We start from the raw sequence: 13,342 nt of genomic DNA on the forward strand, positions 1-13,342 counted from the left end.
TTTTGTATACCTGTTATTGTTTGAAAAGTCAGACGTCATCTGGCAGGAATGGTCGGTGATACAATTCCCTCATCTCGTTCATTAATAGAAGAAACTTGATTCTCCTTTTCAATAAGTAATGCGTTTTTCTTGCTTCTTGTAGTGAGAAGAAGCAAATAGCTCATCACCCCGAAAAAACAGGCTATAAATAAAGCATGTGCCAATGCAATGTATAGATTTTGTTTAGAAAAGATAATGAAAGCTCCGGCGGTTACTTGTAAAAAGACTAAAATGAATGCTGCATTCCAACCACCATATATGACCCGTTGATGTTTATAGTGTTTATGTGCCAAAAAGGTAGCGTAGGAAACCCATAAGAAAATCATCCCTGCTATCGCCCTATGACCCATTTGTATCCATTCATAGGTGTTAGTAGGTAGGAAGGTTCCATTCCCACATAGAGGCCAATCTTTACATATAAGACTAGATTCAGTATGTCTTACGAGAGCACCGGTATATACGACCAGTAAACAAAAAATCAAAATGCCGGTAATGTGAAATCCCATTCTTTTGTCAACAATCAGTTTATCAGCCTCAAACTTCTTGTCCACTTCGAAAATCAATAGGGTTAATAAAAATACGGAAGCAAAGGATATAAGGGAAATACCAAAGTGGAGAGCCAAAACAAAATCAGATTGAGACCAAAGAACTGCAGCAGCTCCTATTAATCCTTGAAGAACTAGGAAGCCGAATGAAAGAATCGATAGAAAGCGGGCTTCGCGAATATGACCTATTTTTCGCCAAGACATAACTGATAAAAGCAGGACCATGAATCCGCCTACACCTGAGACAACCCGATGGGAGAGTTCAATAACCAATGCGAACGTAATTTTTTCGGGGATTAATTGACCATTACATAATGGCCATGATCTACCACAGCCCATGCCGGAATCGGTCTTTGTGACTAAGGCTCCCCCTATTAAGATAAAGAGCATTACAATCGTAGTTAAAACAGCAAACCATTTAAGTGACGATTTCACCAGTAGTCCCACCTTTTTCTTGGAGTCATATTAGTTAGTTTTATTAAATCCATACCATATTATCATATCATAATGTAATTGATAAATATTTGTAGAACCTCCTCGATATTACACAAAATAGTATGATTTTACAAGTTCGAAAAAAAGTGCATCCCTAAATGCTACCATCAATATGGATTGAAACTCAGAAGGGAATTTGATAAAAATTGAAGAAGTGGGGATGGTAAAAAAGAGTGAAATGGGGGAATATGTAGGATATTTCCAAAATGATCGCCACATGGCGATTTAAGTGAAATTCATGATGTTTACAGTATTTTCATCGAAAAATAACTCGACACAATTTGGTCAAAAATTATTCGAAAAAATTTCACAAAAGCTTCCAAAAATGTGTTTTAATATATTGAAGAAATGATTTTACTAATTTTTACTGTTATGGATGAACACTATATAGTATAGTTGCTTTGAATGGTTTCTTAAATTGTCAATGATATAGAAAAAAAGTAAATTATTTACTTTTTGTTTGCGCTTCCTTGGTTACAAATATAGAAAAGTATGAAATAATGATTTATAGTTATGTACTAAGTGTGCTACCTTTTACTTTTGCATGTTTTTGAGTGATTCAAAGGAGGAAAACAAATGTCAGAAACAAGGGGTATGTCAGAAGCTGTCTTGAAGGACAGTAAAGCCACCCTTCAATCGGATATACCAAAAACTACAGCCTGGAAAGACTTTCTGGCACTTATTAAAGTGGGGATTGTCAATTCAAATATAATCACGGCTTTTACTGGGGTGTGGTTAGCGATTCACTTTTCAGGACTTAGCTTTTTTAGTAATCTTGATGTGGTGTTCTATACTCTTGCAGGCTCGGCTCTTATCATGGCTGGATCTTGCAGTTTTAATAATTACTATGATCGGGATATCGATCATTTGATGGAACGAACAAAAAACCGTCCTACTGTAACTGGAAAAGCACAACCTTCCAGGGTGTTGTTCCTAAGTTTTGGATTGATTATTACAGGACTTATTTTACTTGCCTTGACTAATATGACGACGCTATTGATTGGGGCGTTTGGCGTATTCGCCTATGTGGTTCTTTATACGATGATTTTCAAAAGAAGATTTGTTTCGAATACCATAATAGGCAGTATCTCGGGAGCGGTCCCACCCCTGATTGGATGGGCAGCGATCGATCCAAACCTTGATGTGATTGCGTGGGTTTTATTCGCTATCATGTTCCTTTGGCAGCCCCCACATTTTTACGCCCTTGCAATGAGGCGGGTTGAGGAATATCGGGCAGCTGGGGTTCCAATGCTTCCTGTTGTAAAAGGCTTTAAAAGGGCAAAAAAATCAATTATAGTATGGATCATTGCTTTAATGTTCATTCCATTCTTTTTAACTCCCTTAGGCACTCCATTAGTTGTCTTGGCCGCACTATTAAGTACCGGCTGGCTTATTTTGGGATTGAAGGGGTATAAAAAGAAAGATGATATTAAGTGGGCAACTTCCATGTTTGTATATTCGCTTAATTATATGACTATATTATTTGTAGCGATGGTTATCGTTACACTTATTTAAACTTAGTATATATCATAGGGTTGTAGCCCGTTTGTTAATGGGCTGCACCTTACTTGATAATAAATTGGACACTGACCGCTATACATATTATTCAGAAAAACATCATGAGATTCCATCCTTAGAGCGGTTTGATTCACTAGAGTAATCCTTAGTTTAGGGATTCTTTCTTTTAAAGAAATTGACATAGAGAGAATATTCGCAATAGCGCCCATTTTGAATTTTGTGAGAAAATTTTGATGAAAGAGGGGTTTCTGAAGCTATGAAAAAAAGGCTGCACAAATGGCGCCTAATTGCTTTGCTGGGTATAGTAGGACTTGTCCTTTCGGGCTGCGGTGAACCATTCCTATCCACGCTGAAGCCAGCTGGCGATGTTGCGCAAACACAGTTTGATTTACTGGTATTGAGCACATTAATCATGGTACTGGTGATTATTGTAGTAATCATTTTATTCGTTGTAGTTTTATTCCGCTTCCGCCGAAAGAAAGGCGACGAGACAATACCGAAACAAATTGAAGGAAGTCACAAACTCGAAATTATTTGGACTGTTATTCCTATCCTTCTTTTGATTGTTCTGGCTGTTCCGACTGTCGTTACCACTTTTGACTTAGCTGACACTAGTGCAATGGATAAGAAAGATAAAGATGGAAAAACGAAGGATGCTTTGGTGGTCAACGTTAGGGCAAACCTTTATTGGTGGGAATTTGAATATCCAGACCTAGGTGTAATTACCAGTCAGGATTTGGTAGTTCCGACTGATCAGAAAGTTTATTTCAATTTGACAGCTTCAGATGTTAAACATTCATTTTGGATTCCGGCTGCCGGAGGGAAAATGGATACGAACACTGATGGAGTCAATTCATTTTTCTTAGAATTCGATAGCGAAAAGGCAGAAAATTCTAACGATTTATTCTATGGGAAATGTGCTGAGCTTTGCGGGCCATCCCATGCATTGATGGATTTTAAGGTCGTTACGAAATCAAAAGCTGACTTCGAAGCTTGGACTAAAGATATGAAGACTGCAAAAGCACCTGTGGCAAAAGGGGATGTTGCTAAGCAAGGGGAAGAGGTCTTCAATAAAAGCTGTATCGGATGTCATGCGGTTACCCCAAATGACAGTAGACCTGAAGCAGCCCGTCAAGCTCCAAACCTGGCTACATTCGGCGAACGTGAACGAGTGGCGGGAGTATTGGATCACACGGAAGAAAACGTGAAAAAATGGATCAAAAATCCTGAAAAGTATAAACCGGGTAACACAATGACCGGTACTTACGGCGAGCTTTCTGATTCAGAAATTAATGCACTGACAGCTTACCTTTTAGAGCTCAAGGTGGAAGAAAAATAGAACATTGATTAAGGAGGTTAAATCGTGAGTACGCACGCTAATAAAAAAGGTTTTGGCGCTACGATTTGGGATTACCTAACTACGGTAGACCATAAGAAAATCGCCATTTTATATCTAATTGCAGGCGGATTATTCTTTGTGATCGGCGGTTTGGAAGCGATGTTCATCCGTATCCAGCTGGCAATCCCGAATAATGATTTTGTAAGTGCCGGGTTTTATAACGAAATATTGACCATGCACGGCACGACGATGATTTTCCTGGCGGCCATGCCGTTGGTATTTGCGGTAATGAATGCGGTTGTGCCGCTACAAATTGGGGCACGTGATGTTGCGTTCCCATTTTTAAACTCATTAGGTTTCTGGTTGTTTTTCTTCGGGGGTATCTTTTTAAATCTTTCATGGTTTTTAGGTGGAGCCCCTGATGCAGGCTGGACATCTTATGCATCTTTATCCCTTCACTCTGAAGGGCATGGTATTGATTTTTATGTACTGGGACTACAGATTTCCGGTTTGGGAACCTTAATTGCAGGGATTAACTTCCTTGTGACCATAATCAATATGCGTACGCCAGGAATGACCTATATGCGTATGCCACTATTTACATGGTCAACATTTGTTGTTTCTGCATTAATATTATTTGCCTTCCCACCACTTACTGTCGGGCTAGTATTAATGATGTTTGACAGGATGTTCGGAGCCAACTTCTTCGATGTCGCAGCCGGGGGTAATACGATTATTTGGGAGCATTTATTCTGGATATTCGGTCACCCGGAAGTGTATATCTTGATCTTGCCTGCTTTCGGTATATTCTCTGAAATCTTTGCAACTTTTTCGAGAAAAAGATTATTCGGTTATTCATCCATGGTGTTTGCAACCGTCTTAATTGGTTTCTTAGGTTTCATGGTATGGGCACATCATATGTTCACCACTGGTTTAGGTCCTATTGCAAATGCAATCTTTGCCGTTGCCACTATGGCAATTGCGGTACCTACCGGTATTAAGATTTTCAACTGGATCTTCACGATGTGGGGCGGAAGTGTGAAATTCACGGTTCCAATGCTTTATGCCGTCGCCTTTATCCCTTCCTTCACAATGGGTGGCGTGACAGGTATCATGAATGCAGCTGCACCAGCTGATTACCAGTTTCATGATAGCTATTTCGTCGTTGCCCATTTCCACTATGTAATCGTCGGTGGGGTTGTATTGGGTTTATTGGCGGGGATTACGTTCTATTGGCCGAAAATGTTTGGAACGATGTTAAATGAAGGCTTAGGGAAAATCACTTTTTGGACTTTCTTGATTGGTTTCCATTTAACATTCTTTATTCAACATTTCCTTGGTCTAATGGGGATGCCACGTCGTGTATTCACATTCTTGGATAACCAAGGACTTAATACAGGAAATATGATTAGTACAGTAGGGGCTTTCCTAATGGCATTTGCTGTCATCGTTTTAGTCATAAATGTTATCATTACGTCTGTTAAAAACGTCAAGGTCGGCAATGATCCTTGGGGAGATGGCCGTACTCTTGAATGGGCCATCCCATCACCGCCGCCATTCTACAATTTCAAGCAACTTCCGCTTGTCCGCGGGTTAGATCCATATTGGGTCGAGAAAATGGAAGGTAAAAAGGAAATGACGCCAGCAGAGCCACTTGGTGATATTCATATGCCTAATAATTCTATCCTTCCTGTAGTAATGTCATTCGGTTTATTTGTAGCCGCATTTGGTGCTTTATATAATATGGATGATAAAAATTGGACCTTGCCTGTAATCATAATCGGGCTTTTGATTACATTTGGTTCCATGTTCATACGTTCTGTCAAAGACGACCATGGATATCATATTCATAAAGAAGACCTTATGGATGATGATGATAAGGAGGTTAAGGCATAATGCAAGCAGATGAAAAATTCACGGATGCTACTTGGCCTGCTTCTCCTGAGAAAGCGACTTTAGAAGGTAAAAATAAATATTTAGGATTCTGGTTGTTTCTTGGTGGAGAGACGGTATTATTCGCTTCACTTTTTGCTACGTATCTTGCATTAAAGGATAAAGTTCCTAATGAAAATGCAGCACTGGCAAAAGATCTATTCGAATTACCTCTTACGTTTGTTGCGACCATGCTTTTGCTGACTAGTTCATTAACAAGCGTGTACGCAATGTATCACATGAAAAATAATCATTTTAAACAAATGCAAGCTTGGATCGTTATCACTGTGGCATTAGGTTTTGGTTTCCTCGGTCTTGAGATTTATGAATTTAACCACTATGTTCATGAATTTAAGCATACTTTTACTAGTAGTGCATTCGGTTCGGCGTTCTATACGTTAGTCGGATTTCATGGAGGACACGTTGCCTTCGGTTTAATGTGGTTCATATCCCTGATGCTCCGAAATGCGAAAAGGGGATTGAATTTATATAATGCCCCTAAATTTTATGTGGCAAGTCTTTACTGGCATTTCATTGACGTTGTTTGGGTATTTATCTTTACAGTCGTATATTTAATGGGAATGGTGGGATAACTGATGGCGAATGAACAGTCAAATTCAGCAAACCCGAATGTCGATTTAAAATATCGTCGTAAGAAAAATGCTGAAGAGATGAAGCATCAAGTAATTACTTTTAGTCTTATGATTTTCTTAACTTTAGTGGCATTTGCCGCTGTAGGAATAGAAGGTTTTTCACATTGGTTCATTAAGCCAGTCATTTTATTGCTGGCAGTTATACAAGTCATTTTCCAGCTTTATTATTTTATGCATATGAAGCATAAAGGTCATGGCACTATTACATTGTTTCTCTTTTCCGGCCTTGCAGTCGGGTTGATTACAGTGCTAGCTTTTATCACGATTGTCTGGATATGATAGATAGGGACCGGCTATTTTTAAAATAGCCGGTTTTCTTATAATTATCGCCCAGTAAAATCCAGGTTTATCTATATTTGTTACTGCGGTTTATTTTAGGTATAATAGAAGGATAGTAATGGAAAAAAGTTTACGAACGAGGTGATTTTATGTCTATTGATATTTTTGGCTTTCGTGCTTTATGGAGTCCATTTTACTTTGCCGTCCTCGTACTTATTACCATTGGCTATTTTTTGATGGTGACAAAGTACAGGAATAGATTTGAGGATAGTTCACCGGTTCCCTTGAAACAGGTAGTCTATTTCTTAATGGCCATGATTCTTCTTTATGTGGTCAAGGGGTCGCCTATCGATTTGCTCAGTCATATCATGTTCAGTGCACATATGTTTCAAATGGCACTGCTTTACTTGGTGATACCTCCCTTATTTATCATTGCGATACCCACATGGGTGTGGAGATCTTTAATAGATATAAGGGGAATGAAGTCGCTGTTTCGCTTCTTCACGAAGCCTCTCTTTGCACTTATGCTATTTAATGTTCTTTTTTCGCTGTATCATATCCCATTGGTATTCGATTTCATCAAAACTGGCATGTTGGTCCATGCAGGCTATACGGTGATTTTATTTGTGACAGCTGTTTTGATGTGGTTTCCTTTGGTTAATCAGCTTCCTGAATATGAAAGCCTTTCGGGGGTTAAAAAAGTAGCATATATTTTTGGTAGTGGCATTTTAATGACCCCTGCGTGTGCATTGATCATTTTTGCCGATTATCCAATGTATGATACGTTCACTAATGCTGAATCTTGGGCTAGTGCCATGGAACTGTGCGTGCCTGCATCGGCATTGTCAGGCCTGACGCTCAGTGGTCCAGAAATGTTTAATGGGCTGCCTTTGCTTGAAGACCAACAGCTAGGTGGAGTATTGATGAAGGTCATTCAAGAAATCGTTTTAGGATATGTTCTAGGTGTCATTTTCTTTGCTTGGTTCAAGAAGGAGAATGGCGGTGAAAGCGAAATTGACCCTATTCCTACAGATTTCCAGACTGTAGAATGATCATTTCGTGAAAGACTTGTCTACTGAGTGGACAAGTCTTTCATTTGCCTTGTTAGGGGTTTCCGGTATTCTTACTTCAAAATATAGGCTAAACATGAAACCCAAGGAAAGGCTAGTTATTTGACTTGGTTTTTTGATAAAAGTGAGCATTGTGTTAAGTTTGCTTGCTTTTATTGAATTTTATGAATACCTCTTATAGAATAATAGATGATTAATAAATATAGAGAGGACTACATCTTATGTCTTTACCGATTCTTCCAACAATTAGCACAGCTTTCATTGTATTAAGTTCAATCACGGTTGCAATAGGCTGGTACCAAATTAAACAGCGCAGAACAGAGACACATAAAAAGACCATGATAGTGGCCGCGATTTTTGCGATAATTTTCTTCACTATCTACCTTTCTCGTACGATTTTCGTTGGTAATACATCTTTCGGAGGACCGGATGATATTAAAATTTATTACACGATCTTTTTGATTTTCCATATCACACTTGCGACTACCGGGGCAGTACTTGGAATCATTATGCTGACAACAGGTTTAAAAGGTAAGTATGCGATTCATAGAAAAATCGGTCCTACGACTAGCATTATTTGGTTTTTCACTGGAATCACTGGTTTGGCCGTTTATCTTTTACTATATGTCATTTATCACGGTGGAGAGACAACATCACTGATTAAAGCGATTCTTGGATCATAAAACTAAAAAAGGCCTGATGTGTAAAAACATCAGGCCTTTTTGATACAAGAAAAGAGGGGTGTTCAGAGATTCCTCTCTTCTGTTTGTTCAGTTTCCAGTCACTTTTACAGTCCATTAAATTGTGTAAGTTCCTCTTTAACCTGAGCCAGGATTTTTTCACACTGTTTCACTAATGAAGGGGGGAAGAACTCTCCTTCTCCATATTCAATGCCATGTGGATAATAGTGTTTTCCTAAAAGTGGAACCATTAGTTTCATTGTGGCCCTATGAGCCCCCACATCACCTTCGACGGCATAGCCTAGTATACGCAGATAAAAAGTGCCTTCTCTCAATTCGAATTTACGGTCATAACTTACTCTCTCATAGTCCCATTGTTCGGCACGTATTAAACCGTATTCCGGCATTAGGTCATCTAATCGGTTTAAGTCGGCTGTGATGTTCTCAATTCCAAAGCTTTCAAATTTCACGAGTAGTACCTCCTATTTTTGCATTTGGGAATTAAAATGACATACAAGGAAAATATTATGTAGTGAAAGTAACGAAAATTCCCCAAGCATATTTATAATATACCATTTTATCCTATATTTTATAATAGTATGAAATGATGGAAGTTGCAATGAACTCGACATTGTATTTTTATGATTCACAAAAGTTCCATTTTTGCAAAATTAAAAAATGATGTAATCTATCGTTAAATAGAAAATTATGATGGAACAATGTTATAATCAGGAAAGAAAGCTAGTATTAGATACATAAGCATAGAGAGAGGGTGTGTCCTCTGCGCAGGTTCGGAAAGGTGTTGCTGTTAAGTATTGTTTTTTTCATAATCGGCATTTATACGAATATCGGTCTGGAGGAAAAGCTGAATCCTCTCATAGATGGAAACAAAGATGTTAATCCTAACGATACGATAAATGAAAAGAATCCGCATATGGAGAAAGATGAAGTAATGGCTAAAGAAGGATTAGCGATTACAATTGGGAAGAATATAAAAGAGGTCAAAAAGGAATTCGGTGAACCGGATCGAATTGATATGTCCGCATATGGATATGATTGGTGGATATATAATAAAGATTATAATGACTATTTTCAATTGGCCATGGAAAATGGGAAAGTCGTTTCTGCATACGGAATCGGGGACAATGTGAATATTTCCCCTTTTAAAATCGGCCAATCCATTGATGCTATCTATTCTAGCTTATATATAGAACCAACGGTTGATATAGAGGCTGGCGATAGCGTCTACCGTTTCGAATTGTCTGAAGAGGATATGAATATGAGACCATTGATAGAACTTGGGGATATTCATGTTCAGTTGTATTTAGATAAGTTTTCTGGAACCGTTTCGAGTGTCCGGTTTTTGGATGATTCCACTCTTTTAAAACAGCAGCCATATGAGCTGACCTATCATGGTTCGCTAGTGCCTGTTAAGGATCTTTCCGAAGAGGAATGGACTAATGTGAGAGTAGGGAATGAACGGCAAATATTTGATATTGCGAATATCATGCGTAGTAGGTTTGATTTGAAGCCATTAAATTGGAATGATTCAATTGCAAAGATTGCTTACCTTAATAGCCAAGAGATGAAAGGCACTCAGGAAGAAACACAAGTCTCTGAAACCAAAGGGGATTTAGCTGACCGATTAAAAGCGGGGAATATCCAGTATAGTGCGGCAGGCGAAAATATTGCAGCAAATTATGTGGACGCAGCGGCTGTTATGGAAGGCTGGCTGAATAGCGAGGGTCATCGGGAAACGATGTTGAGTGAAGAGTTTACCGATTTAGGTGTAGGGGTTTATAAAAAGTATTACACACAGAACTTTATTGCGAAGAAATAAAACGGATCCTTCTGGGATCCGTTTTATTGTCCTTTCATATTCACGATGAAAAAACTACCAGTGGAAACGGCACAAAGTAATCCGTCATCTCGATAAACCTTTCCTTCAAGAATGATGGTTTTATTGCCTGTATGCATAATGTTACACGTACAAGTCAACTGTTCACCGATAGCAGGTTTTACATATCGTACCTGAATGTCCGTTGTCAAAGTAGCATAACCCTTTGGGACTGTCGAGCCGGCAAGAGTGCCCATTGCTGAGTCAATTAGTGTGGCGATGATTCCTCCGTGAGTGATGTTCAATTCATTATGGGATAAAGGGGTGATAGGCATCACCATCGAAAGAGATGTGCCGTCGTGGCTAACCTGTTTGTTAAGCTTAAGGAGATTGGAGATATAGGAGTATTTTTCATTTTTTCTTTTCTCCTTCAGGCTGGAGATGATTCCTGATAATACGCGTAGATCTGCTTCATCGGCCGTGATTGCCAAGTTCTTGAAATCCTCGACAAGTGCTTCTATACTCATAAAAAAACATCCTTTTTTCCAATATTATACTATATGTAGCCGGATGAATGAATAAGATCCATGCACTTTTTCATACATAGAGGCATATCGTAAAATAGGCGATGTCTTAGTGTGAGGTGAAGAGTAATGGCAAAAAAAAAACGCCCCTCCATTGATGGATTTAGGGAGTTTGTCAAGGTGCATCCATATTTAGTGAATGAAGTGAGAAATAAGCAAGCAACATGGCAGGAGCTTTTTGAAGAATGGTACCTACTCGGTGAAGATCATCCACGCTGGCAGGCTGAGGACAGTGTGCAAGCTTCTGTAGGAAAGACTGAACCGGTGGTAACCGCCACAGAAAAGGGAGAGCAGAGCTCTGAGTTACTGGGTACGGTCATGAGTGCCGTTAAAAACATGGATATCGGACAAATACAACAATATATTTCAAGTGCCAACCAAGCAATTGGAGCCATTCAAGGTGTGCTATCGGCTTTCCAGGGAAATAAATCGGGCGGGGACTCCACTCCTCCGCCAAAAGCACCTGAGCAGAGAAGTAATCCATTTTTATTTAACAAGGATTAAGTAGCGGGAGGGAGGAAGGATTCCATGCGTCAAAATGTGTATGACTTCATCCAGACTAATGAGGATATGAAAAAGTATTTAAGGATTCAGCCTGCTTGGTATAAAAGGTTAATGCGTAATCCCCATGAGTTGGATAAATTTGAAACAGAAGCAAAGTACTTTTTTGAAAAATCAATTCCCCATCGAATCTCTAAATTCTCCGATAGTGTTCAGGTTGCTTCGATGATGCTCCATATGTTCCAAGCGATGAATGTACCAAGCGAATGAAGAAAAAAAGAGTAAATTACTCCTTTTGGCAAATAATATTGACAAAAGGGGGACGATGTCATGAAGAGAATGATTATAGTTCTAACAGTGCTGATGGCAGCAACAGGTTGTGGAAAGAAAATCCCTGAACCCAAAAATGTCTCGGCTGCTAGTGTTTCTGACCTTAAGGCTGCCACCACTGTACAAAGCGCCCAAACGATGGATGAGGATTTTCAAGTGAAGACTTTTGTCAAAGGAAACTCTGTATATGTGGAATGTTACCTGAACGACTATAGTTTTTCAGGAGATACTTCAAAACAGTTGGCCACTGTTTCTGTCCTTTTAGATGATAAAAAGAGAATCAATAAGCATACGGCAGCCTTTATCCTAAAAGATATTCCACATGGCGCGCATAAGATCAGGCTGGAGATATTGAATGACTCGGGTCAAAAAACGGGTCTGAATAAAGAGATCGAAGTACATATCACGTCCACTATGTAATCATAGCAATGGCATATGAAAAGAATAAATGGTAAAATGATGGTGGAGGTGAGCTTATTTATGCTTGCTACTATGGAAATTGTTGATATTTTACAACATGCAGACGGATTAGCAGAAACGATCCTTCATTCTGATATAGGGGAAAATTATCTTCTTAGTTTATATAAATTACAAAGCGATAAAGAGGCGCAAACAAAAATCTCCAAGTTTACTTCTCTAAAGGATCTTTTTGAAGATGTACAAAGGTTCGGTAAGTATCATCCGGACTATAAGCGCATCAATATGGAGACCCGAGAGGCAAAACGGGATATGGATATGCACCCTACCATTGCTGAGTTCAAGATGGCAGAAACGGAATTGCAGAGTATCCTAGATGAAATTAGTGGCTTAATCGGCCATGCTGTTTCGGAACAAGTGAAAACACCTGCAGGAAATCCATTTTTCGTATCTTCAGGCGGCTGCTCGTCAGGAAGTTGCGGAACAGGTGGAAGCTGTGGTTGTTCTGCATAAGATGATGAAAGCCTGGACATTTCACCAGGCTTTTTTTTTCGGCAAATGTTCATTTCACTCACGAGCAAGATACAGTCTGGACAATCATTACTTCTTAGTCACTCAATGGTTTTTATCCCCTTTTACTCATGACCCCGAAATGATTCATAATAGTAAGAGAATTTTGTTTATAATCATTTTTCTTGGTTGAAAGAAAGGATTCTGCTATGCTAAAATTAGTTAAAGCCTTTATAAAAGGGAGTTATTGATATGCTTGGAGCAAGACAAGGAATTATCGTCTATTTACATACATTAAAACAAGCCAAAATGCTTAGGAAGTTTGGAAATATCCATTACGTTTCAAAGAAGCTGAAATATGTCGTCCTTTATACGAACATGGATGAAGTTGAACCATTGGTTGAAAAGCTGAATAATTACTCCTTTGTCAAAAAGGTTGATCTTTCTTATAAACCTTTCCTTAAAATGGAATTCGAAAATTCTAAACCGGATAAGGCTAAGGAATACGATTATAAAATGGGTATCTAAAAAGGGGCTGTCCCAAAAGGTGTAATTACACCGAAATTGAATAAATAGTAAAAGGCAGAAACGTTGATTTAACAACATTTCTGCC

At 38.8% G+C, this 13,342-nt stretch carries 16 protein-coding genes; 13 read left to right on the forward strand and 3 right to left on the reverse strand.

Annotated elements, in window-relative coordinates; all coding sequences use genetic code 11:
* Positions 1–35: 35 nt before the first annotated feature.
* Positions 36–1,019, reverse strand: coding sequence for a COX15/CtaA family protein (locus ACQKL6_RS08620; RefSeq protein WP_402868112.1), 984 nt, complete (start codon positions 1,017–1,019; stop codon positions 36–38).
* 636 nt (positions 1,020–1,655) lie between these two features.
* Here ACQKL6_RS08620 and cyoE point away from each other — a divergent pair.
* From cyoE to ACQKL6_RS08655, 7 genes are all read left to right on the forward strand, one after another.
* Positions 1,656–2,594, forward strand: a complete 939-nt coding sequence (gene cyoE / locus ACQKL6_RS08625; RefSeq protein ID WP_427650968.1) for a heme o synthase — start codon at positions 1,656–1,658, stop codon at positions 2,592–2,594.
* 259 nt (positions 2,595–2,853) lie between these two features.
* Positions 2,854–3,936, forward strand: coding sequence for a cytochrome c oxidase subunit II (gene coxB / locus ACQKL6_RS08630; protein WP_402868114.1), 1,083 nt, complete (start codon positions 2,854–2,856; stop codon positions 3,934–3,936).
* A gap of 24 nt (positions 3,937–3,960) precedes the next feature.
* The gene (gene ctaD, locus ACQKL6_RS08635) at positions 3,961–5,832 is read left to right on the forward strand and encodes a cytochrome c oxidase subunit I (protein WP_402956172.1); all 1,872 of its coding nucleotides are present in this window, start codon (positions 3,961–3,963) and stop codon (positions 5,830–5,832) included.
* Positions 5,832–6,461 (forward strand): cytochrome (ubi)quinol oxidase subunit III, encoded by a 630-nt coding sequence (locus tag ACQKL6_RS08640; protein WP_402868118.1) that lies wholly within the window; start codon positions 5,832–5,834, stop codon positions 6,459–6,461. The genes ctaD and ACQKL6_RS08640 overlap by 1 nt, the downstream gene beginning before the upstream one ends.
* 3 nt (positions 6,462–6,464) lie before the next feature.
* Positions 6,465–6,800, forward strand: a complete 336-nt coding sequence (gene ctaF, locus ACQKL6_RS08645; RefSeq protein ID WP_402868119.1) for a cytochrome c oxidase subunit IVB — start codon at positions 6,465–6,467, stop codon at positions 6,798–6,800.
* A 149-nt stretch (positions 6,801–6,949) separates the two neighbouring features.
* Positions 6,950–7,852: a cytochrome c oxidase assembly factor CtaG gene (gene ctaG / locus ACQKL6_RS08650; RefSeq protein ID WP_402956174.1), complete on the forward strand. Its 903-nt coding sequence runs from the start codon at positions 6,950–6,952 to the stop codon at positions 7,850–7,852.
* A gap of 239 nt (positions 7,853–8,091) precedes the next feature.
* Positions 8,092–8,553, forward strand: coding sequence for a DUF420 domain-containing protein (locus ACQKL6_RS08655; protein WP_402868122.1), 462 nt, complete (start codon positions 8,092–8,094; stop codon positions 8,551–8,553).
* Positions 8,554–8,657: 104 nt separating this feature from the next.
* On the opposite strand, the gene ACQKL6_RS08660 is transcribed toward ACQKL6_RS08655, so the two are convergent.
* Entirely contained in the window at positions 8,658–9,020 is a 363-nt protein-coding gene (locus ACQKL6_RS08660; RefSeq protein ID WP_402868123.1) for a YugN family protein, read from the reverse strand.
* A gap of 332 nt (positions 9,021–9,352) precedes the next feature.
* On the opposite strand from ACQKL6_RS08660, the gene ACQKL6_RS08665 reads away from it, so the two are divergent.
* The gene (locus ACQKL6_RS08665; RefSeq protein ID WP_402868125.1) at positions 9,353–10,390 is read left to right on the forward strand and encodes a CAP domain-containing protein; all 1,038 of its coding nucleotides are present in this window, start codon (positions 9,353–9,355) and stop codon (positions 10,388–10,390) included.
* Between the two features lie 23 nt (positions 10,391–10,413).
* On the opposite strand, the gene ACQKL6_RS08670 is transcribed toward ACQKL6_RS08665, so the two are convergent.
* Complete coding sequence (locus ACQKL6_RS08670; RefSeq protein ID WP_402987768.1) at positions 10,414–10,914, reverse strand: PaaI family thioesterase; 501 nt, start codon at positions 10,912–10,914, stop codon at positions 10,414–10,416.
* Between the two features lie 126 nt (positions 10,915–11,040).
* Here ACQKL6_RS08670 and ACQKL6_RS08675 point away from each other — a divergent pair, with 126 nt between their 5' ends.
* From ACQKL6_RS08675 to ACQKL6_RS08695, 5 genes are all read left to right on the forward strand, one after another.
* The gene (locus ACQKL6_RS08675) at positions 11,041–11,475 is read left to right on the forward strand and encodes a YlbD family protein (protein WP_402868128.1); all 435 of its coding nucleotides are present in this window, start codon (positions 11,041–11,043) and stop codon (positions 11,473–11,475) included.
* A 24-nt stretch (positions 11,476–11,499) separates the two neighbouring features.
* Positions 11,500–11,742, forward strand: coding sequence for a YlbE-like family protein (locus tag ACQKL6_RS08680; RefSeq protein WP_402868130.1), 243 nt, complete (start codon positions 11,500–11,502; stop codon positions 11,740–11,742).
* Between the two features lie 60 nt (positions 11,743–11,802).
* Positions 11,803–12,222 carry a hypothetical protein gene (locus tag ACQKL6_RS08685; RefSeq protein ID WP_402987771.1) on the forward strand — a complete coding sequence of 140 codons (420 nt, stop codon included), beginning with the start codon at positions 11,803–11,805 and terminating at the stop codon, positions 12,220–12,222.
* 60 nt (positions 12,223–12,282) lie between these two features.
* Positions 12,283–12,732 (forward strand): YlbF family regulator, encoded by a 450-nt coding sequence (locus tag ACQKL6_RS08690; protein ID WP_402868134.1) that lies wholly within the window; start codon positions 12,283–12,285, stop codon positions 12,730–12,732.
* Between the two features lie 249 nt (positions 12,733–12,981).
* The gene (locus tag ACQKL6_RS08695; RefSeq protein ID WP_402868136.1) at positions 12,982–13,257 is read left to right on the forward strand and encodes a YlbG family protein; all 276 of its coding nucleotides are present in this window, start codon (positions 12,982–12,984) and stop codon (positions 13,255–13,257) included.
* The last annotated feature ends 85 nt before the right edge of the window (positions 13,258–13,342 follow it).

It is taken from the genome of Peribacillus sp. NPDC097197 (assembly GCF_050278025.1).
Taxonomy (GTDB): Bacteria; Bacillota; Bacilli; order Bacillales; family DSM-1321; genus Peribacillus.